Raw genomic sequence first — 21,343 nt, 5'->3', positions numbered from 1 at the left:
CTCAGTCACCCGGCGGGAGCGGAAGCGGGCGCGTCGTGCACCGGGTTCCGCGGCACCGCCCAGCGCAGAAGACATGACCCCAGGGAAAGGCCACCGCCGAAGCCGCTGACCATCATCAGATCCCCGTCCCGGAGGTGACCCGCCCGGCTGGCCTCGTCGAGCGTCACCGGAATGGAAGCACTGCCGACATTGCCGTACTTCTCCACGGTGCGGTGGGTCATGACATGCGTCAGGCCTGCCTCCTCCACCAGTGCGTGCAGGAGCGCACCGTTGCCCTGGTGCGGTACGAAGTGGTCGATCCGGCCGAACGGTATGCCCGCGCGTCTCGACAGCCGCTCCAGCGTGGGCGGGACCTCCTTCATCACGAAGTCGCGCACCGGCCGGCCTTCCATGCGGAAGTAGTGCTCCCCCGCGTCCACCGTCCGGTGAGAAGCCGGCTTGCGGCTCCCGCCCCCCTCCACCCTGACCAGGTTGCGTCCCTCCCCCTGGCTGGACAGGTCGAATTCGACGAACCCGTACGGCGGCGGTACCGGGCCCACGACCGCCGCACCGGCGCCGTCGCCGAACAGCACCGCTGTGCGGCGGTCGCTGAAGTCGAGGATCCGCGAGTAGACCTCCGCCGCCACCACCAGCACATGACTGCCCGGGTACGAGGAGATGAGGCTGCGAGCCAGCGCGAGACCGTAGACGAATCCGCTGCACACCACGTTCAGGTCCAGGCACGCGGCGTTGTACGCCTTCAGTCCGCGCTGGACGAGGTTCGAGGTGGGTGGCAGCGGTGAATCACCGGTGGATGTGGAGACGATGACGCAGTCGATCCGGTCGGCGGTGATACCGGCTTGGGCGAGTGCCCGTTCGGCGGCCCGGACGGCCAGGTCTGAGGCGGCCTCGTCGGGTGCCGCGTAGCGACGGGTCCTGATCTGGGTCTTGCGTTCGATCCATTCGGCGGTGGTGCCGACCCGCTGCGCCAACTCCTCGTTGCTGATGACGTCGCTGGGAAGATAGGAGCCGGTCGCCAGGATTCCGGCACAGACGTTCGCCACTGTCGAGTGCACCTTTCACGGGGACTGGAGCCGGGCGGTGAACCGCCGGGACAGCTCGGTCGTGTCCTTGTCGAAAGCGGCCGAGGTCCCGGGGAGTTCGTTCGGACGGGGCCGCGTCGGCTTCCCGTGGACCCCGCCGAAGGGCGTCCGTCCGGTGCGTGCCGTGCCGGCCGGGCCCGTCCGGGCCTGACATACGGCCGGCAGGCCGGTCCGGATGGTGAAGTCACGGAGCGCCACCCGGTACGGGACGGGCGCCTGGGTCCCGGTGGCCGTGGCCGGCTCCTCGACGGAGCGTGCGCCGGCGGCGGCCGGCGCGTCGGCGGCGGCCGGGAGGGCAGCTGACGGCAAGTGGGACTTCCTCCTTCGGGGCGGACGGCACGGTCACACCCTGCGCCGCCGGCCTCGACAATCGCTCGAGCGCGGTCGGAAACCGCCGCACCCGGATGCCGCCGTCAGCACTCCGGTTCCGCTCCACCCCACCTCGAGCCCGGCCCGCGAGGCTCTGCTTCATGCCCCGGGGTACTTCCGTCAGGTGGCGGTGCGGCCCAGGTAGGCGGCCAGGCGGTCGAGGGGGCCGGCGTCCTCGGGTACCGGCTGGGGTGCGGCGAAGGAACCCGCGGCGGTGCGGGGCAGATCACCGTAGATCTCCTGTACGACGGGAAGGGCCGCCTTGGCGACGTCCGGGACGATGTCGTGGGGGTGCCCGACGGCCTTGGCCAAGTCCCAGCCGTGGACCAGCATTTCGATGACCAACTGCTCGACGAGCCGTCGTCCGGGAGCGGGGCCGTATCGCTGTTCGAGCATGCCGGGGCGGGCGAAGGCCGACCGTGCGGCCCGGGATGCGGTACGGAATGCCGTGACATGGTCGGCTCCGAGGTGGTCGGCGGTGAAGTCGGAGCGAGGGGAGCCGTCGGCCAGGCCGGCCCACAGCAGGTTTTCCCAGACCAGATGGTTGAGGAGAGTGCGAACGTCCCAGTCGGCGCAGGGCGTGGGCCGGTGGAACTGGCCCGGCTCCACCGCGGAGACAAGCTTGTCGACGGCGTCCAGAACTTCTTCGCAGACATGGAGCACGCCGTTGGGCCCCCATGTGTCCTCCCCGGCGTCGTACATCTCGCCGAGTCGCGCGGCTCGTGCACCGGGTTCGGGGTTCGCTCGCAGCGCCGTGGTCAGCCAGCGGCCGGCCGCCGCCATGCTGGGCCGCACGGGCCGGCCACCGATGACGCACAGCAGCTGCCAGTACCGCTCCATGTGCGTATCGGAGGCGACTTCGAGCTGTTGAAGGAGGAGAGCCCTGGCCCAGGCATCGTCGACGAGCGGCTCTCCGTCCGGGGCGGTCTGTGTGGGGATCCACGTCGCGATGATGGCGGTGACGACGAGGTCGGCCGCTGGTGAGTCCGGGGCGATCCCCTGCTCCATCGCCCTGTTCACTCGCCGCAGCCAGTCGTCCGTCACCCGCTCCGCGTCCCGCAGCGCGTCGGCGTCGTGCTCGCCGGGATGGTGTTCGGCGGCGTAGTCGGCCATGCGGCGCAGACCGTCGCGCAGAGCCGGGGTCCTGATGAGTTCGCCCAGTTCGAGCCAGGCGTCGACCTGTTCGTCGGTGGGGTCGGCGGGGAGGTCCGGGGTGGCTGCCAGCAAGTCCCGTCGGTAGGTGGGAACGTTCAGTTCGCCCAGGGCTTCGGTGACGAAATCCTGGATGGTGGCACGGCGTTCGGCGGCGGACATACGCGCCAGCTCGGTCATGGTGGTGAGTCCCTCGGCAGTGGTGTCGCGGCGGGTGACGAAACGCAGCACGGCCTGCCGCGTCCGCAGCGTGCGGATCTGTGTCTCCAACGCGTCGATGTGGGTCGCGGCCACCTCCGCCAGGGTGTCCTCGCGTTCCAGAACATCCCGGATCGTGGCCAGCCCCAGGCCCAGCCCTCGCAGTGTCTGCGCCAGCTGCAGGCGGGCCAGGGCTTCGGTGCCGTACAGCCGATAGCCGGCCGGGGTGCGGTGTGCCGGGTGGATGACTCCGATGTCGGACCAGTGCCGGATCAGTTTCACCGTCAGGCCGGTCTTCCGCGCGACCTCTCCGATACTCCAGAACGTGTTCTCACCGACGTGCATACGCCCCACCCTCGGGTCTCCCGTGAAGGGAGAGTCAACAGGCGCCCAGCCTCCGCCACGCCCGTACCACAGGATCCCCCGGGCACGTCCGGGTGTGCGGGGCCGGGCGCGGGGCCCTACACCCGGCATGTGCCCCGTACGGGACGGTGGCCGAGGCCCACGGTCCCGTACGCGCACCGTGAACCGGACCGGCTACCGTCTCGGACCTGCGAGGGCGTAGGCCGTGGTGCCGGTGACCGCGAGGGCTACGGCCGTCCAGGTGGCCGTCGTGGTGCCGGGCGGCAGCAGCATCCAGGTCGCCGTCTGCATCGGCACACCCGTCGGGGGCGGGGCGAGTACGGAGAACGAGAGCCAGGCAATGGGCAGGGTCCACGCGTACTGCGCCCCGCACACGACCGCTCCGAGGGCGACGAGGCCCATCAGCCCCGCGCTGTCGCGGACGACGAACGCGGTGGTGGCCAGGTCCGCGCCCATCGTCTGTGCCGCGAGGAGCACGGCGCAGACGACCGTGCCGATGAGTAGCACGTGGGCCGCTCTGCGGGGCCGCCAGCGGATCGCGGCCGTGCGGTCCAGCGCGAGATCCTGCCCGCCGAGCCCGATCGATGCCGCCGTCACCCCCGCGACGAGGACGAACACGGGCACCTTCGGATCGCCCGGTCCCCCGCCGCCGTCTCGGGCGAGTGCCCACACCGTCACCGTGCTGATCGCCAACGCGGCGAGCGAGGCGGGCACCTGCCGGGAGCGCGCGTACAGCGTCAGCCATCTCACCGGGACGTACCGCCGTCCAGTATGTCGAGCGGGTAGCCCTCGCAGGAGACGGCGGCGGCGTGTGCCGCCTTGATCCGTGCGACCTGTTCGGACCATGGCAGCGCCTTGAGTTCCGTCCACACCGGGCGGGCCGTCTCGAGCTGTTCACTCGACGTGTGCATGGTGCCGCTGAACGGTTTGAGGTCCCCCAGGACCCAGGCCGCCGCCACGCCCTGCGCGGCGGTCTCGCCGAGCGTGCCGCTCTCGGCGGCGCTGCGGGCGAAGCAGAGCGGCGCCATGCCCTGGGCGAGCAGGGCCCGGGTCAGTTCCTCGCCCTTCGCGTCGGCGATCACGCTGTCGTCGAAGTCGACGAGCACGGCCGTGCGGGACCGTTCCGGCGAGTCGAGGATCCCCCGCAGGGCGGTGCTCTCCCGGACCGAGACCGGTGCCTGGCCGCCCAGGACGTCGTGCAGGATACGCAGCGCCTTCTTCCCGGGACCCGCGAGTTCGGCGAGTCGTGCCTCGTGCGCCTTCGTCACGCACACCGGGCCGTCGCACACCTGCGCCGCGGCGGCCTCGTCGACGACGTACGTCCGGCGTGGGTCGGAGGGGAGGACGAGCAGGGCGATGGCCGCGCCCGCCAGGACGGGTGTCAGGGCGAGGAGCCGGGCGCGCGGGGTCGCGGCGGTCAGGAGGGCGAAGCCCGTCGCGGCCATGCCGAGCAGCCAGACCGTCTGTCCGATGTGCACGGCGGCGGTGAGGGTGAGGAGCATCTCGCGCACCTCGCCCACCGCCGGTGACAGCAGCGAGATCCGGTTCGGCACGGCGGCGGTCGGCACCGCCCAGTCCGTGGACTGTCGCAGGAGGTTGGTGAGCACGAAGGCGGCCACGGCCAGCACGGGCGGGATGAGCGGGGACGGCAGGGTCCGTCCGACGCCCATGCCCAGCACGGCGCCCGCGACGAGGGCGAGTACCCCCACCAGCGAGATCGGCAGCCACCCGAGGTGCGTGTACGCGGTGTCGCCGAGTACCTGGACCGCGCCCAGGAGGACGAGGAGCGCGAAGGCCGAGGCCAGCGGGATCGCGGTCGCGCCCGCAGACATGGCCGCGCGGTGCCGGGCGGGCCGTGGCGTACTCGTCAGCAGCTCGGACATCTTCGAACGGTGGTCGCGCAGACCCTGGAGCGCCCCGAGCGCCACGGCGAGCGGCCACAGGAAGACCAGCAGGCCGCGGGTCCACAGGGCCATGGACGTCCACTGGGCCGTCCACTGCGCGGTGCCCCTCGACCACGCTCCGGACAACAGACAGAGGAACGCCACCGCGGCCGCCAGGAGCACGACGGACGCCCACAGGGCGACGGAGCGCCTCGTCTCGATGCGCAGGACTCGGACGTTCACCAGCTCCCCCTTGCCTGCTCGGGGTTGAGCAGCAGCGCCGAGTAGCCCCGCTCCAGCGGGCTGTCGCCCACGTACTCGGGTCCGCCCGCCGCGGCCAGCTCGTCCGGGGTGCCCTGGAAGACCAGCCGGCCCTCGGCGAAGAGCACCACGTCGGTACAGGCGACGGCGACATCCTCCACCAGATGGGTCGAGACGACCACACAGGTGTCCGTGCCCAGCTCCTGCAACAGCTCGCGGAAGCGCAGCCGTTGGGCCGGGTCCAGGCCGACCGTCGGCTCGTCGAGGAGCAGGATCGCCGGATCGTTGACGATGGCCTGCGCGATCCCGACGCGCCGCACCATGCCGCCCGACAGGGCCTTCATCCGCTCGTCGGCGCGGTCAGCCAGGCCGACCCGCTCGACCGCTCGCTGCACCGCCGCGGGGATGTCCGCCTTGGGAACCTCCTTCAGCCACGCCATGTACTCGACGAACTCGCGCACCGTGAAGCGCTTGTAGTAGCCGAACTCCTGCGGCAGATAGCCGATCCGGCGGCGCACCGCCCGGTGTTCGCCCAGGCCTCCCGCGGATTCGCCGAGCAGTTCCAGGGTGCCCTCGGCGGGGCGCAGCACAGTGGCCAGCGCCCGGATGAGGGTGGTCTTGCCGGCCCCGTTGGGTCCGAGCAGGCCGTGCACGCCGGTGCCCAGCGACAGGTCGAGCCCGTCGACGGCCATCCGTTTCCGACCGACCCTCACCTTCAGCCCCGTGGCCCGGATCTCCCAGGCGTAGGGCGTCGGCGCGAGGTCGGCCGCGCTCACCGCGGACATCAAGTGGTGTTCCTTCCCGTTGGTCATCGATGGGCTCCCAGCACGGCGTACGCGCCCCTGCGGGCGATCACGACACCGATGCCGAGGGTGAGGATCAGCCCCCACACGGGCAGACCGTCCGTCTGCAGGGCGAAGGGCGTACGGCTGGTGGCCAGGGTCGGCGCCACGACCACGGCGGCCCACACCGCGACCAGCGCGACGGCGGCACGGGTCACGCCGACGACTCCGCCGAGGGCCAGGGTCGTCGAGGTGAACGCCAGACAGGGAAGCAGCCACTGCGCGGCCGTCACCCCCGTCACCCATCCGCCCGCCAGCAGCGCGGGGACGACGACGGCGAGCACGGACGCGGTGCGCCGCAGCACCAGGGGAAGCCCGGCCCTGGGCACGGAGGCCGTCAGCTCGTACGCCGGGTCCATGCCGCGCGACCACGACGCCGCGACGCCGAGCACGGGCAGGACCGGGGCGAGCAGCAGCACCAGCGACACCCGGCCGGGACCGGTGCCGTAACCCGTGCCGGTGTCGGCCAGGTCGAGCAGCAGCGCGAGCAGTGTCACGCTCATGACCATGGCCAGCCACGGCACCATCGTGGGCGTCAGCCATTTCGACAGCCGTGCCGACCAGCGCCGGCGGCGGGGCATCGTGGCGGTGGCGGCCAGCCGGGGTTCGAGGTCGGACCAGACGGTGCCGACCAACGCCGCCACGGCGGGCGCGCTCGCGGTAGTGGCGGCCGACAGCCGGTCTCGGCAGACGCGGCACACCTCCAGATGGGCCTCCAGGGCCCACATCTCGTCGGCGGCGATGTCCGTGTCGCCCCGTGCGTAACCGTCGATGAGCCGCGTCGACGCGTGTTCCACGCTCATGCCAGGGCCCTCCGCATCTCGGTCCGGGCCCGGCGGGCACGGGTCTTGACCGTGCCCTCGGGCACGCCGAGCAGGACAGCGGTCTCCCGGACGGACAGCCCGTCGAGCACCATGGCCTGCAGTACCTGTCTGAGTTCGGGCGCGAGACGCCGCAGCGCGTCCCCGACGTCACCGCCGACGGTCGCCGCGAGCGCCTCGTCCTCGGCAGCGGGTGCCATGGGCTGTGCGGCCGCCGCGGGCGGCGGCTCCGCGTGGTGGGCCCTGCGGCGGAACGCGTCGACGAGACGGCGTGCCGCGATCGTCCACAGCCAGCCGACGGCGGTCCCTCCGACCGCGGCCCCGGCGAACGCGCCCGCCGCACGCCACACCGCCAGATACGTCTCCTGCATGACCTCGGCGACGATCTGCTCGTCGGCGCAGCGGCGCCGCAGACGCACCGCCAGCCACGGCGCGGTGCGCCGGTACAACTCCTCGAACGCCGCGCGGTCACCCCTGGCCACCAGCCGGACGAGACGCTCCTCGTCCAACTCGCCCGGTGCCTTCCTCACTGATCTCACACCCGCTAGACGCCGGGCCCGGGCGGCAGGTTTTCACCTCGCTGTGATCCCCGTCACTATGCCCCGGGCAACGGGCTCACCAGCGCCCTCCCGGACGCGTCGGGCCCCGCACGTGACCGCCGACGCCGCGGGGATCCGCGCTCGCCCGGGGCGTCGGCATGGGAATCGTCCTCACATGGACCTGCTGAATCGCTTCGTCGAGCGACAGCCGAGGCTCGTTCTCAAGCTAGGTGAGCAGGTGCTCGGCGTCGGCTCCAGCGAGATGCCGGACGGTCGATCCGCCGCGCCTCACCCCGTCTGCTGCCGGGCGGAGGGTCGCTCCATGGCGTTGTCCAGATGAGTGATGACGGCCGGCACGTCATCACTCTCGGTGCTCCGGATCAGCTGCAGGGCCGGCCGGACGAGGCCGCCCGGTCGCGCTGTCAACCGTGCGAGCACGGCGGCCCGGATGTCGAGCCGCTCGATGGTGGCCTCGCGCTCCTCTTCGTTCTGGCCGGCAAGCAGGACGGCGTTGTACCACGCCTCCTCGCGGGACTGACGGACACTGAAGTCGAGGATCCGCTCGTCGGTGCGGGCTCCGACCTGATCCAGCAGCGACATGAGTGGCGACAGGGCGCCGACCGAGTCCTGCACCGCCAGCGCCACCCGCGCAAGGATGTCGTTGATCAGCAGAAAGTCGCGCCGCATCGCGTGGATGGCCTCGCCCGGGCTGGTCCGCGCGGCGGCGACGGCCAGGTCGAGGTTGATGTGCGCGTTCACGCCTTGTATCAGGTGCTGGACGATGACGGCGTCGTCGTCGTCGAGCAGCCCGAACGCCTCGCGCCAACAACGCGGCCCGCTCCGGTCACGCCGCCAGGCGTCGTACGCGTCGAAGTAGCGGTTGCCGAAGAACGTGTCGAAACGGTCCATTCGGGCGCCGTCGTCGAACAGCCCACCGTGAATGGCCGTGCGGACCTCAACGGTCACCTGTCGGTACAGCGCCGCGAAGTACCCGACCCGGTCACCGGCGCGGCCGGCCTCCCGCACGATCCCGGCCAGCCCGTCCACGACATCGTCGATGTTGTCTGCCGCCATGCCCAACTCCCTCTTACGTTCCCCTGGTTCGGCCCGCACTCCGGCTGCTGTCCGCAGTGCCGATCACAGCCCCCGTCCTACCACCGCACACCGGGGAGGGACCCCGCCCTACAGGAACCGGAACGCGAGCCCCGCTCGTCTCCCCGTCACGGCCACGGCCACGGCACACACCGGGGAACGGGACCGCGCGTGGCGCCGCCCGGGGCTGCCTGCCCGGACTGCGCCCAGGACGGAGCGGGTTCACCGTTCCTCCCTGCGGTTCCAGCCGACCTGCCCACTGCCGGCCGATCTGCCCACAGCCGGCCGGAGAGCCCAACTCGCTTTGAGAGTCGGCCGGTTCCTCAGCACGGCCGCAGCTGCAGGCGGCGGACGTTCGTCGAGCAGGTCCCGGGGCTGAGCCGCCGCCACGGCCGGGATCACCGAGCGGCCGCGGCAGGCCATGGGTGCGATCGGTCTGGCCCTGGCCGGCTCATCCGGTCCTACCGGTAGTTCGTGCAGGGGCTACGCCGCGTATCGCGTGGTGTCTGCCGTCGCTCCCACGTACAGAGTCAGCCCTCCGCGTCAGAAAACCTCTGCGCGAGGCCGCGATGCCTGTCTGCGGCCGACTTTCCCTGGGCAGGGCTGATGGTCGATCCCGGCATGCGGCTCAAGTGTTCGACCTCCTCCGCGAAGCGTAGGTGCTCGCGCCGCGCGTGCTCACGGCAGGCGAGGCAGGTGACACGATCCGGACGCGGAGAGGTCATCGCATACGGCACCCGCAGCCCGCATCCAGTAGCGACGAGGCTCGGCAGGTCGCCGGCCAGACCGAACGTGGATGCCACCATGTTGCGGACAGCGGCATCACCATGGACCACCTTCGCCTCAACATGGATGTGCGGATCGTTCCCGCTCATGAGTCCTCCCTGCCCCGGCGACCGGACCGAACGAGGATGCACCCCGCCCGGCAGCATCCCGCAGGATGACTCTGCCATGTGCTCCATGAGCCGCCGCCTCGCAAGTGGTCTTGCCATGTGACGATCTCGCTGGTGGCTGGTGTGATCACGGCGCCGGCCCCTCCTGGATAGCCCCCGTTCAGCGGGCTGAGCCCGCGCGTTCGCCGGACGATCCATGTCTGGCCCCGCCAACGCCCCATCGATACAGGGCAGTTGTCCGGCATGACCAGTGGTGACCTGTCCGGCCCGGCCACGGCCACGGCCCGCAGGCGTATCGCGGGATCGGTGGATGCTCTGGACTGTCCCTAGTTGCTCGGCCGTTGGAAGCAGACCTGCTCGGCCGATTCTCCGGACGCGAGGGGAACGACAGCGACACAATATCGCCACGTCACGCCGCAGCGGGCCTCAACTGCCCGCCAGGCATCGGAACGTGGGCGTGCGAGGAGAGGAAGACGTGAGCGAGAACCAGGCCGCCGACACCCCACAGAAGCGACCCGATACCGGCACGGCGCACAACGCCCGCGTCTGGAACTACTGGCAGGGCGGCAAGGGCAACTACGAGGTCGACCAGCAGGTCGGTGATCACGTCGCCGGCATGATTCCCATCATCCGTGACATCGCGTTCGCCGACCGGCAGTTCCTCATTCGCGCCGTGCGTCACCTGGCCGAGGAGCGAGGGATACGCCAGTTCCTCGACATCGGCACCGGCCTGCCCGCTCTGGAGAACACCCACGAGATCGCCCAGCGCATCGCGCCCGCGTCGAGGATCGTGTACGTCGACAACGACCCTGTCGTTCTCGCGCACGCCCGCGCCCGGCTGACCAGCACCAAGGACGGCGCCACGGCCTACATCGACGCCGACGCGCACGACCCCGACACCATCCTGCGCATCGCCGGCGAGACACTCGACTTCACCAAGCCCGTCGCACTGATGCTGCTCGGCATCCTCAACTTCATCCTCGACGACACGGAAGCGCAGGCCATCGCGCGCCGGCTTCTGGAGCCACTCGCCCCCGGCAGCTTCCTCGTACTGACCCACCCCACCACCGAGCCCGAACTCGGCGGCGCCCTCCAACTGGAGGCCATGGAATTCTGGAACGCCAACGCCAAGCCGCCGGTCACCGCACGCAGCAGCAAGGAGATCGGCCAGTACTTCAACGGCCTCACGCTCCTGGAGCCGGGCCTCGTCTCGTGCTCCCTGTGGCGCCCTGATCCTGGAGACGAGCCCACGGTCGTACCCCAGTTGGGGGCTGTGGCGGAGAAGCACTGACACCGCTGTGCGCCATACAGCCACCGCGCTTCTGGCCCTGATGCGCGGGCCGACGGAACACGCTGACGGCCCGCGCGGAATGGCTCTGCATCTACCGGAGGCCGACCGAAGCATCTTGAGCGGGCCCGGGTTTGTAAGGCCCCTTCTGGAGACGGCCTGGATCCGCACCACCCCGTGACCCATCCGAGCGGAGTATGCACGTTATCGGACATCTCAGTCTCCATGTTGCCCCTGGTGAGACTGTGTCCGTAGTCGTTCATCGGGAAAATGTGCAGGTCACGGCGGCGGAAAGGTGTTTGGGTGACCAGGCCGGAACACCCCTTCACGCTGGAGTGGGGCGCCTCATAGCTTCGAGCTACCCAGACCGCCTCCAGCGCAGGAGTGTGCAGATGAGAGGGATCCGAAGGCCGGCTGCATCCGCAGCGGTCGTCGCAGTGTGACTGACCGGCACCACCGCGATCTCCGTGATCAGCGCATCGGCCCCCTCCCCACCGGCCCGGCAAACGAATCCGCTCCCATCGCTCAGCAGGGCGTCCACCACGGCGCTGTAACTCCGCCCACCTCCGGCGCGGCAGCACCGGCAACGCCGTGCGCGAGGCCCAGTGTCTCCTCCAGGAAGTCCGGGGCTTCCGGGTCGGGCCGACCGTCGTCGACGGCTACTTCGGTGCGCTACCGAAGCGGCCACCCGTGACTTCCAGAGCGCCTGCGGCCTCGGCGTCGACGGCGTCATCGGCCCCGTCACCTGGAACCGATGCAGGAGCAACAAGACGTAGGAGGGAACCAAGTCATGCCTCATCTCCGCATAGGGCGCGCCAGCCCTGGCCTCAGCATTCTGTTCCTGGTCATGACCGTCCTCGCCCTCGGCCCGGCTGCGGCGCCGGCTCTCGGCGCGCCCCCCCGCCGACACACACGCGCACGCCTACGCCGAACCTGCCGCATGCCTGTCCAGCGGGCGGCCCCCCTCACACCCCAGCAGCTTCAGGATCGGCGACTCCGGCCCCGCCATCGCTCACCTGCAATGTCTACTCAACCGGCGCGGCTACACCGTTCCGACCACCGGCTTCTACGACACACAGACCGACCGGGCCGTGCGCCAGTTCATCAACGACCAAGGCCTCACCTACGACGGAATCCTCGGCCCGACCTTCTGGACACGCCTGCACCAGTGACCCGAGCAGGAGGCACTCCGGCGAAGTCCCGGCCCGACAGCTCCGGCGAGGCGGAGGGCTTGCGGTGGCATTCCGGGTCGATGGCGGCTGGTGCGACAGGTCGACTTCGATCGGGCTCATGCGCTGAACAGGGCGGGTACGAACGACACTTGGATCGAAGCCCTGTCCTGTCCTGTCCGGTGGGACGCGCGTCAGAAGGTGTCCGTCGACCAGAGGTGACACATGTCGTGAGCGACATCGAGCGCCTCCTCGACCCCTTTCCGTCGCCCCAGTCGCCGATCCACGGCGCGGGGCCCGGCCGCCGGGCGACCCACGCCTCGCCACCGGGATCCGGAGGGCTCGGCAGCCGGTATCCCCGCAACTCCAGATGGGTCACCGCAGCACCGCGCTGCACCTTCATCAGGGTGCTCGGCGGAGTAGGCACGTCCCGCATTCGTGCGACGGCTTCGGCCCGGGCACGCGGGAGCTGTTCGCGTCCATCGGGGTTGCCGTCAGCCACGGCAAGGGGGTGTCGGCGGAGACCGACGACCCATGAGCGCACCGACTACCTGCACGTTCCGTTCAGTGTCCCCGCGTCCGCGAGGGGAACTTCGCGCGCCTGCGCAACTTCCAGCGCGGCCACCCCGGTCCTCCACCCCGACCTCGTTCCTGCGCCCGGCGATTCGGGGGCTGCCTCCCGGCATGCGCACGACTACCTGAAACTGCGCGGCGGCAAGGCGCGTCCGGCCGGTCCTTCAGGACCTTGGCAGGCCGCTCGGCGCGCACGGCCCGGTCCATGACCAGGTCTCTGGTCCCGTACAGTCTGCCTTTGAGTCTCGTCGCCGTGAACACCACCGCATGGAAGCGGAGTTGGCAATTTCATGGGTGCATACTCGGCCGTTTATGATCTTGGTTATGACTGTGCAGAACTCCGACAAAACACTCTCCCGTAAACAGCGGCTTCAGGAGAAGCAGCGCCGCCAGTTGTCGGTCGTCGACACCGTGGACAAGGCCGAGGTCAAGGTCCGCAAGGCAGAAGCCGAACTGGCCGTGGCTGTCACAGAGGCAGTGCAGGTGTTCGGCGACGAGCAGTCCGCGTCCGAGGCGCTCGACATGTCGGCCGAAGCGATCCAGCGTTTCCTTCGCCTGGCGCAGGACGAAGCAGCCGACGCCAACAGCGTCACCGAAGGCGTCGGCAAAGCCTGAGCCCGGCATGGGGCGGGGCCGTCGTCTGCGGGGCGAGGTCGCCCGGCGCGGGCACCGAGCCTGACGCGAGGATCCGCAGGGCGGACGCATGACCGTGTACGGCCCTCCGACGGTCGGCGGCCCCGATGGGGCGGGGCCGGCCCAGGCGGACCTTCGCCGCCCGGGCCGCCGACTCCGGACACACGGTGAGACGACCGGGCTCGGGACCTCCAGACACAAGCGCCGTGGCGCCCCGGGTTGGCTGCCCGGGGCACCACGGCCTTGACTTGGCTCATGGGCTGTCTCTGGCTGCCCTCCGGCTACTTGATCGTGTAGCTGCGGCCCTCGGTGCTCTTGCCGCCGTCGTTGTCCGCGACCTGCTTGCCGTCGACCTTGATACGCACGGTGCGAACTGCAGCAGCCCGTCAGCGCCCTTGACCGAGCCGGGGACAACGGACACCAGGTATCCCACCTCCGCCGTTCCGGGCTGCGTCCGACGCACACACCCGCCGTGCTGATCAGCCGCGGCCGAACCGAACAGCAACTGGGCAAGATCGCCCACCTCACCTCTCCCGACGAACGCCGCAAGGCGTTCCGGCTGCTGATCGCCGTGCTCGCGATCGCCGACGAACGGCGCCGAGCTCGCTTCTGCTCCGTCGGGTGCGGTCACTGGTGGCACAACCTGTCCGCGACCGACTGATCCGCCGGCCAGGCGCCGCGCACGGCTCGCATTCCGTGCTCGACACGGCGACTTCCCGGCCGGAAACCGCCGCTTCTCCCAGCCGCCCGCTGCCGCTCAGCCCCGGGCGCCCTGGACGATCCGCCCGACGACGGCCCCGGCCCGCTCCGGCTGTTCCTCGAGCCACGTACCGAGGTGTTCACGGACGGCCTCCGCGACGCAGGCCCGTACGGCGGTGCCGCCCAGCATGCCGTTCGTGGCGCCGTGGAACTCGGGCTGATCCAGCTTGACCGACACGACCGCCGTCAGGCCCTGACCGATCCGGTCGGCGCCGAGATCAGGATCCACCGCCGTGAGCAGCCGCTTCTCGCGCGCATACGCGTTCACCGCGGCCGCCAAGCCGTCGCGGAAGCCCTCGGCATGCGTGCCGCCGTGCGGGGTGGGCCGACTGTTCGCGAAGCTCCGGACCCGTTCCTCACGGGAGTCGCACCAGCGGAGGGCCACCTCCACCGTCCCGGCCATCCGGGGGTCCTCCCGTTCGAAGCCGATGACGTCCGGGTGCACGGGCACCCACGTCCCTGGTTCCGCCTCCGCATCAAGGAAGCCTACGAAGTCCCGCGCCCCGCCGGGGAACCGGAACCGTGCCGACCGGGTCCCGCCCGGGGGCCGCTCGTCGGTGAGCGTGATGTCCAAGGCCCGGTTCAGAAAGGCCAGTTCCCGGAAGCACTCGGCCAGCACGGCGAAGGAGCACTCCGCCGTCCCGAAGATGTCGCTGTCGGGCCAGAACGAGATGGTGGTCCCGGTCTCGGCCACCGGTCCCACGGCGGTGGGCGGGGCGAGCGCGACGCCGCGCGCGTACTCCTGCACCCAGCGCACTCCCTCGCGCCGGACCTCGGCCGTCAGACGGCTCGACAGGGCGTTGGTGACACAGGGCCCAACACCGAAGAGGCCGATGGCCACGGCATGGCGGCTGTCGGGCTCCGTCCGGATGTGGCTGCGGGTCAGCAGGGTTTCGAGGCCTGGCGCACCTGTGTGAGCCGCGGCCTCGACCGGGACACCCGGCCCGTCGTCGGCGACCCGCACGCCGCCGTCAAACGTGAGGGCGACGTCGACGGAGCCGGCGTGGCCCGCCAGGAGCTCGTTCACCGCCCGGCCGACGACCTCGAACACCAGCTGATGCAAGCCGCGTTCACCGGTCGAGCCGACGTACATCCCAGGCCGCTTCCGAATGGCTCGCCACCCCTCCAACACCTGGATGTGGGCAGCGTCGTATTTGATGGTGTCCTCGCTCACGAAGTCCCCCTCCGATGATGTCCGGCAGGCCTCACCAGCCTAGAGGGATTCCCGGAAAACACCAGGTCAGATCAGGTGTGCCGAGGGCGTGGACGAGCAGGTGAACGCCTCTGCGGATGCGGTCGGCCAGGGGGTCGAGAAGCGCGTCGGGAGTGCGCCGGCGGGACCGCCGAGGCCGCGTACGGCCCCTTTTCCGGCCGCTTCGAGGCCCTCAATTCGATGCGCCACCAACTTCGGCAGGCCACGAACGGGCCTTGCGGTGGAAGAATTGATTCGTGGAACGCGGCGTCGGTGCCGACCAATACGCCGCCGTGTCGGCGGAAGCGGCTGCGGGAGAGCGTCAGGAGACCGGTCGCTCCTCCAGGACATGGGTGCCCGGGGCGCAGCTGTCCCGCAGTTCGACCAACTCGGCGGCGGGCAGGCTCCGGGCGGAGCCCCGCCGGCTGTGGTCGAGCAGGGCGGACGCGGCGTGCAGCCACCGTGGCAGGGGGTCCACGCCGATGAACGCCGCCAGGCGGGTCAGCTCTTCGGCAGGGTGGTCCAGGAGGTTCTCGTAGGCGAGTGTGGCGCGCCGGCCGGTGGGGAGCCGGGTGAGGAACTCCGTTCCCTCGGTGACGAGTTCGGACCACAGGGCGCCGAAGGTCCGCAGGGGGATGTGACGGTCGCGTACGAGGGCGGGGTCGAAGCGTTCGTCGAGCAGGGGTGCCAGGTCCGGGGGCAGCGCTCGGATGTGCTCGGGGGTCAGGTCGGCGAAGCTGTCGATGCCGGAGCGGGTCTTGATCTCGCGGAGCAGGGAGATCGCGCGGTATCCGGGATGGCGGCTCATGGACAGGGCGCAGTCCGGGCCGTCGCGGAACATGTGCACGAACTTCGCGTCCGGGAAAGCCTCCCGCAGTCCCGGTGCCCAGCCGGTCGAGTAGCCGGAGCGCTCCACGACGGCGGTGCGTCCGAACCGGGCGCAGAGCAGGCCGAACAGGGCCCGGTGGTGCTCGGCGGCGGTGCGCTCCGGCCATCGGAGCACCGCTGCGCCGAGCTCGTCGAGGAGTCCGTCCGGGTCGTCGGTGAGGTGGGGCAGCACCATCAGGGAGAGCGCGGGGATGCCCGTGGTCTGCGCCGAGTACCTGCCGGGGCGGCGGGTGTGGAGGAACTCCGGAAGCGGCAGCCCGCTGCGGATCATCCGCTCGAAATGCGGCGCGGGCCGGAAGAGGGCCTGCCAGAACTCCTCGCCGTCCACCTTCCCCGCGGGGAAGGCCGCGTCGCCCACCGAGGCCATGAACTCGTTCAGGCTCAGCACGTCCGGGTGGGCGTTGAGGATGCGTGACAGCGCCGTCGAGCCGCTGCGCCCCGTACCGAAGACGAAGGTCAGAGAACGCATGATCCCCTTTCGAATGGTGCGACCGGTGCCGTCCATGGCATTCACCGCGCGTACGGTCCCACTCTGCCCGACCCGCCAGGTTGCGCACCCGTACCCGTACCCGTCACGCCGGGCAGGCGTCCCACCGCGAGCCGGAGCCGTCACCCTCGCCGAAACGCCCGCTCGTCGGGCCGTGGTCATCCGCCGCCGTCGAGATCGGTGCGCTGACGCAGTACGCCCAACTCGTGGCCGTGCAGCCGCATCTCGTACAGCTTGCCCCGCGCGTCGTCGAACGGGCGGTGCAGGATCATCATCAGGCGGCCGTCGAAGGTGGTGAACAGCATGCCGTGGCCGCTGTCGTCCCGGACCAGCGGCCGTCGCTGTCGCCACGGCCCCGTGATGTCGCCGGACTCCGAGACGGCGTAGGTCTGCACATATCCGCCGCTGATCGTGCCGTCCTTGCCGATGAGGTTCTTCTCGTACGTCGACCACAGCATGAGAAGTGACCCGTCAGGGGCACGGTGCAGTTGCGGACCGTCGGTGATGTAGGGCGGGAGCTGATGCGGTGCGCCGCCGGGGATCTGCTCGCTGAGCCAGGGCGCGTCCGAGCCCTTGAACAGGAAGAGCGGATCTCCGAGCGTCCGGCACAGGTCCGGGGCCAGGCGGATCGCTTCCATGGTTCCGTCGATGGTCTGCAGCCACTCGTGCGCGTAGACCATCCAGGGCTGTCCGGACGGGTCGACGTACAGCGTGCCGTCGAGCGTCATGAGGTTCTCGGGCGGGGTGGGGCGTGAGCGGTCCACGACCGTGAAGGGGCCCAGCAGCGAGTCGGATACGGCGGTGATGGTGCCGCGCATGTGGTTCGGGATCCGGAACGGCGTGCCCCATCGATTGGGCGGGGGCACCGGCAGGGGTCTGCCCTCGTTGTGCAGGGTGGTGAACAGGTGGTACTTGCCGCCCCACGCGTGGACCTCCGGCGCCCACGCGCCGTCGGTCGCCCAGATCCCCGGTTGTTCGGCGGTCAGGAAGACCACGACGGGACGCGTCCAGTCACGAAGGTCATGGCTGCGGTAGACCATGGTGCCGGTTCCGTCCACGCCCGACACGGAGGGGTCATTGGACGTATAGAGGTAGTAGGAGCGGGTCTCGACGTCGGCGACGATGAACGGGTCGTGCAGCGGCATGTCGGGAAGCCGCATGAATTCGGTCTCGGCCACGGTCGGAGCATACGTTGACGCAGTACCGACAAAACGTCGACGCGGTCGACGGATCCTCGCCCCGGGTCCTGCCCGATGCTTGACGAGATGTCCCGTCGGCCGCCGTGGAGAACGGGTCGCCGAGGCGATCAGGCGGCAGGAGAGTGGGAAGACCTTGGCGGAGTCAGTGCGCGGGACGGTGGAGGCAGCGATGCGGGGACGCCCTGAAGGTCTGTTCGTCGGCCTGTGCACGCTGGATGTCATCCAGCTCGTCGATCACGCGCCGGGCCCCAACGAGAAACTGACGGCTCATCAGCAGGTCGTGGCCGCAGGCGGTCCCGCCGCGAACGCGGCCGCGACGTTCGCGCACTTGGGCGGGGCGGCCACCCTGCTCACCGCGATCGGCTGCCATCCGCTGGGGGCCGCTGTCGCGACGGACCTGGACCGGCTGGGTGTGACGGTGGCGGACCTGGCAGCTGACTCGGTCGAGCCGCCCGCCGTGTCGTCCATCGTGGTGACCGCGTCCAGTGGGGAGCGTGCCGTCGCCTCGACCAATGCGACAGGGTACCGACTCGCGCCGCCCGACGATCTCGAAGCGCTGGTGGCGGCCTGCGACATCGTCGAATTCGACGGCCACCACAGGGAGTTGGCCTTGACCGCCGCCCGCGCCGCGCGTGCCGCCGGCCGTCGGACGGTCCTCGACGGGGGCAGTTGGAAGGCCGGCACGGAGAAGCTGCTGCCGTCGATCGACGTCGCCGTCTGCTCGGACGATTTCCACCCGCCCGGTACGGACACGCCGACGGACACCCTGCGGTTCCTGCGGGCCCACGGGGTCGGCTGGTCGGCGGTCAGCCGGGGAGGGCAACCCATCGTGTGGGCGGGCCCCGACGGCGAGGGCACGGTGGACGTTCCTGCCGTACGGGTCGCGGACACGCTGGGCGCGGGTGACGTCCTGCACGGGGCTCTCGCGCATCGTCTCGCGGTTCAGGGCGACTTGACATCGGAAGGCTTCGTCGAGGCCCTGCGCGGTGCGGCCGCGGTGGCCTCGCGGGCATGTGCCTCGTTCGGAACCCGGGCGTGGATGCGGGGAGGGTGAGCCGGCGCACCCCGGCGACCGGCCCCCGCCGTTCGCCGATCCCATCGCCGCACGTCTTGGCGCACAGCAGTCAACACATCGGAGCTATCCCTTCGCATTGACGCGTACTCGCCCCATCCCTATGTTGCAACGCGGTATAGCTCCGATGATTCGCGTGAGCCTGTTTGGAGGCACCATGCCCTCTCCTTCCGCGCCCGATCCATCCAGACGTACCGTCCTCGCCACCGGATCCGCCCTGGGTGGCGTCCTGCTCACTTCGGGTCTGCCCACGCAGGCGGCAGCGGCCGAGGCCGGCCAAGCCGAGGCCGCCGCGGCCCTTGCCGACCCCTGGCACACCGTGCTCGACGACGCCGATCTGGTCTGGCGGCGGATGCCGACGACCTGGTACGAAGGCCCGTTCCTCGGCAACGGGTACCTCGGCTCCGGGATCTACGCCGAACCCGGCGCCACGTCGACGGCCGTGCGCTTCAACATCCAGCACTCCGAAGTGCAGGACCACCGACCCGAGTTCGGCTCCCTGTTCGGCCTGGCCCGGCTGCCGATCGGTTACTTCACGCTGGAGCCGGTGGGCGCGATCACCGGCCTGGACTGGCGACTGTCCCTGCGCGACGCCGAGTTGACCGGCACGCTCACCACGGAAAGGGGCACGCTGTCCCTGCGAGCGCTCGTGCACAACGACCGCTCCGTCCTCGCCGTGGAAGTGACGCCGAGCGAGGGCGAGCAGGGCTTCCGCTGGGTGTTCCACCCGGCGGACGCGATCAGTCCGCGGGCTGCTTTCAGGCCGCTGCCGGACGGCTACCAGGGCAACCCGCCCGCCGAGGTCGCCGACCACGACGGCGTGAGCGCCGCCGTACAGCCGCTGCTGGCGGGCGGGCAGCATGTCACCGCGTGGCGGGAGCGGACCAGGGGCCGGACGCGGACGCTGTACGCGCACGTCGCGCACTCGTTCCCGCGCACCACGGCCCTGGGCCGGGCCCTCACAGCCGTCCGCGCCGCGGACCGACTGCCCTACGCCGCCCTGGCCGTGCCCCACCGCGCGTGGTGGCACGCCTACTACCGCAAGAGCTTCCTGTCCGTCCCCGACGCCCGCATCCAGCGCTTCTACTGGATCCAGCTCTACAAGACCGCTTCCGCGGCCCGCCGCGACGCCCCGGTGATGGCGACGTGCGGGCCCTGGCTGGAACCCACGCCGTGGCCCAACACCTGGTGGAACCTGAACGCGCAGCTGGAGTACTGGCTCATCCACGGCTCCAACCACCTCGAACTCGACGCGCTCACCCGGGCGTTGAGCGAGTTCCGGAACAACCTGGCCAAGGAGGTGCCGACGCCGTACCGCGTCGACTCGCTCGGCATTCCCCGCACCACCGATCCCCAGCTCGTCAACGGCGCGGCCAGCGCCCTGATGGGGTACGGCGTCGGCATCCCCGGCCAGGACCCGCCGACCCCCGAAGTCGGCAATCTGACCTGGGCGTTGCACAACGTCTGGCTCAGCTACCGCCACACGATGGACCAGCGGATCCTCCGGGAGGTGCTCTTCCCGCTCCTGCGGGGGGCGATCAACTACTACCTGCACTTCCTGGAGCCCGGCCCGGACGGCAGACTGCACCTGCCCGCCACCTTCTCCCCGGAGTACGGCGGCAACTCACGCGACTGCAACTACGACCTGATGCTCCTGACCTGGGGCTGCCGCACCCTCCTCGAAACCGCCGAACTGCTGGGTGTCGACGACTCGTTGGCACCGCGCTGGCGCGAGGTGCTCATGAAGCGGGCGCCCTATCCGACGGACGCCAACGGGTTCATGATCGGCGCGGACCTCCCCTTCGCGAAGTCCCATCGCCACTACTCCCACCTGCTCGCGGTCTACCCGCTGTACGAGGTGACCGGCGCCACCCCCGACGAACGGGCCCTCATCGAGACGTCGTTGGCGCACTGGGTGGGCTTCGAGGGCGCCCTCCAGGGCTACACCTTCACCGGCGCCGCCTCGATGTCCGCGCTGCTCGGCAAGGGCGAGGACGCGCTGCGGTACCTCGGCGAACTCATGACCCGCTTCATCCAGCCCAACACCATGTACAAGGAGTCCGGGCCGGTCATCGAGACGCCGCTGTCCGCCGCCCAGTCACTGCACGACATGGTGTGCCAGTCGTGGGGCGGCGTCATCAGGGTGTTCCCCGCCCTGCCCGCCGCCTGGAGCGACCTGATGGTGCACCAGTTCCGTACGCAGGGCGCCTTCCTGCTCAGCGCACGCCGCCAGGGCGGCACCACCCGCTGGGTGCGACTGGTCAGCGAGGCGGGCGCCCCCTGCGTCGTACGGCACGGGATCGCGGGACCGATCGACGTACGGGACGGGCGGGGCCGCCCGCTGCGGTACTCCGCCGCCGGCGACGGCGCGATCCGGATCTCCCTGCGCGAGGGCGATTCGGCGCTGATCACCGCCAAGGGCGACCGGCCCGACCTGACCGTCACGCCCGTACGCCCGAACGAGGACGCGCCCCGCTGGGGGCTGCCCGCGATCTGAGCCGGGGCGGCGGACGGTTCACTCACCTGACCCGGCACCGCCGCCCCCCTCTCGCAGGTCCGAACCAACTAACGCCGCACGAGCCCTTCCT

General features: G+C 70.6%; 20 protein-coding genes. 7 read left to right on the top strand and 13 right to left on the bottom strand.

Going from position 1 to position 21,343, the window contains the following annotated elements; all coding sequences use genetic code 11:
- Positions 1-5 precede the first annotated feature (5 nt).
- The 10 genes from JIX55_RS45450 to JIX55_RS45405 all read right to left on the bottom strand — a co-directional run bounded on the left by JIX55_RS45450 (position 6) and on the right by JIX55_RS45405 (position 9,477).
- On the bottom strand, positions 6-1,043 hold the full coding sequence (locus tag JIX55_RS45450; protein ID WP_257569065.1) for a 3-oxoacyl-ACP synthase III family protein: 1,038 nt from the start codon (positions 1,041-1,043) through the stop codon (positions 6-8).
- A 15-nt stretch (positions 1,044-1,058) separates the two neighbouring features.
- A complete protein-coding gene (locus tag JIX55_RS45445; protein WP_257569064.1) occupies positions 1,059-1,391 on the bottom strand; it encodes a hypothetical protein in 333 nt (110 codons plus the stop codon).
- Positions 1,392-1,571: 180 nt separating this feature from the next.
- The gene (locus tag JIX55_RS45440; RefSeq protein ID WP_257569063.1) at positions 1,572-3,146 is read right to left on the bottom strand and encodes a TIGR03086 family metal-binding protein; all 1,575 of its coding nucleotides are present in this window, start codon (positions 3,144-3,146) and stop codon (positions 1,572-1,574) included.
- A gap of 192 nt (positions 3,147-3,338) precedes the next feature.
- Complete coding sequence (locus JIX55_RS45435; RefSeq protein ID WP_257569062.1) at positions 3,339-3,914, bottom strand: hypothetical protein; 576 nt, start codon at positions 3,912-3,914, stop codon at positions 3,339-3,341.
- A complete protein-coding gene (locus JIX55_RS45430; protein WP_257569061.1) occupies positions 3,911-5,290 on the bottom strand; it encodes a hypothetical protein in 1,380 nt (459 codons plus the stop codon). The genes JIX55_RS45435 and JIX55_RS45430 overlap by 4 nt, the downstream gene beginning before the upstream one ends.
- The gene (locus JIX55_RS45425) at positions 5,287-6,120 is read right to left on the bottom strand and encodes an ABC transporter ATP-binding protein (protein ID WP_257569060.1); all 834 of its coding nucleotides are present in this window, start codon (positions 6,118-6,120) and stop codon (positions 5,287-5,289) included. Before JIX55_RS45425 ends, JIX55_RS45430 begins: the two co-directional genes overlap by 4 nt.
- The gene (locus JIX55_RS45420) at positions 6,117-6,953 is read right to left on the bottom strand and encodes a zf-HC2 domain-containing protein (RefSeq protein ID WP_257569059.1); all 837 of its coding nucleotides are present in this window, start codon (positions 6,951-6,953) and stop codon (positions 6,117-6,119) included. The genes JIX55_RS45425 and JIX55_RS45420 overlap by 4 nt, the downstream gene beginning before the upstream one ends.
- Positions 6,950-7,510, bottom strand: a complete 561-nt coding sequence (locus JIX55_RS45415) for an RNA polymerase sigma factor (RefSeq protein WP_257569058.1) — start codon at positions 7,508-7,510, stop codon at positions 6,950-6,952. Before JIX55_RS45415 ends, JIX55_RS45420 begins: the two co-directional genes overlap by 4 nt.
- Positions 7,511-7,798: 288 nt before the next feature.
- Positions 7,799-8,584, bottom strand: a complete 786-nt coding sequence (locus JIX55_RS45410; RefSeq protein ID WP_257569057.1) for a DUF5995 family protein — start codon at positions 8,582-8,584, stop codon at positions 7,799-7,801.
- Positions 8,585-9,132: 548 nt separating this feature from the next.
- The gene (locus tag JIX55_RS45405) at positions 9,133-9,477 is read right to left on the bottom strand and encodes a hypothetical protein (protein ID WP_257569056.1); all 345 of its coding nucleotides are present in this window, start codon (positions 9,475-9,477) and stop codon (positions 9,133-9,135) included.
- A gap of 493 nt (positions 9,478-9,970) precedes the next feature.
- On the opposite strand from JIX55_RS45405, the gene JIX55_RS45400 reads away from it, so the two are divergent.
- From JIX55_RS45400 to JIX55_RS45385, 5 genes are all read left to right on the top strand, one after another.
- Positions 9,971-10,786: an SAM-dependent methyltransferase gene (locus tag JIX55_RS45400; protein WP_257569055.1), complete on the top strand. Its 816-nt coding sequence runs from the start codon at positions 9,971-9,973 to the stop codon at positions 10,784-10,786.
- Positions 10,787-11,388: 602 nt separating this feature from the next.
- Positions 11,389-11,559, top strand: coding sequence for a peptidoglycan-binding domain-containing protein (locus JIX55_RS51675; protein WP_443046676.1), 171 nt, complete (start codon positions 11,389-11,391; stop codon positions 11,557-11,559).
- Positions 11,560-11,655: 96 nt separating this feature from the next.
- The gene (locus JIX55_RS51060; RefSeq protein WP_306820138.1) at positions 11,656-11,955 is read left to right on the top strand and encodes a peptidoglycan-binding domain-containing protein; all 300 of its coding nucleotides are present in this window, start codon (positions 11,656-11,658) and stop codon (positions 11,953-11,955) included.
- Between the two features lie 894 nt (positions 11,956-12,849).
- Positions 12,850-13,140 (top strand): hypothetical protein, encoded by a 291-nt coding sequence (locus JIX55_RS45390; protein ID WP_257569054.1) that lies wholly within the window; start codon positions 12,850-12,852, stop codon positions 13,138-13,140.
- Between the two features lie 391 nt (positions 13,141-13,531).
- Positions 13,532-13,819, top strand: coding sequence for a DUF5958 family protein (locus JIX55_RS45385; protein WP_257569710.1), 288 nt, complete (start codon positions 13,532-13,534; stop codon positions 13,817-13,819).
- Positions 13,820-13,915: 96 nt separating this feature from the next.
- Here JIX55_RS45385 and JIX55_RS45380 read toward each other — a convergent pair whose 3' ends face one another.
- From JIX55_RS45380 to JIX55_RS45370, 3 genes are all read right to left on the bottom strand, one after another.
- Positions 13,916-15,091, bottom strand: a complete 1,176-nt coding sequence (locus JIX55_RS45380) for an ATP-binding protein (RefSeq protein ID WP_257569053.1) — start codon at positions 15,089-15,091, stop codon at positions 13,916-13,918.
- Between the two features lie 340 nt (positions 15,092-15,431).
- Positions 15,432-16,466, bottom strand: coding sequence for a sulfotransferase (locus tag JIX55_RS45375; RefSeq protein ID WP_257569052.1), 1,035 nt, complete (start codon positions 16,464-16,466; stop codon positions 15,432-15,434).
- A 176-nt stretch (positions 16,467-16,642) separates the two neighbouring features.
- On the bottom strand, positions 16,643-17,644 hold the full coding sequence (locus JIX55_RS45370) for a glycoside hydrolase family 43 protein (RefSeq protein ID WP_257569709.1): 1,002 nt from the start codon (positions 17,642-17,644) through the stop codon (positions 16,643-16,645).
- Between the two features lie 208 nt (positions 17,645-17,852).
- On the opposite strand from JIX55_RS45370, the gene JIX55_RS45365 reads away from it, so the two are divergent.
- Positions 17,853-18,737 (top strand): PfkB family carbohydrate kinase, encoded by an 885-nt coding sequence (locus JIX55_RS45365; RefSeq protein ID WP_257569051.1) that lies wholly within the window; start codon positions 17,853-17,855, stop codon positions 18,735-18,737.
- A 175-nt stretch (positions 18,738-18,912) separates the two neighbouring features.
- Complete coding sequence (locus tag JIX55_RS45360; RefSeq protein ID WP_257569050.1) at positions 18,913-21,252, top strand: glycosyl hydrolase family 95 catalytic domain-containing protein; 2,340 nt, start codon at positions 18,913-18,915, stop codon at positions 21,250-21,252.
- Positions 21,253-21,343 lie beyond the last annotated feature (91 nt).

The organism is Streptomyces sp. DSM 40750 (assembly GCF_024612035.1).
GTDB lineage: Bacteria > Actinomycetota > Actinomycetes > Streptomycetales > Streptomycetaceae > Streptomyces.
The sequence above is the reverse complement of the archived record's forward strand: the minus strand, read 5'-3'. Positions and strand labels throughout refer to the sequence as shown.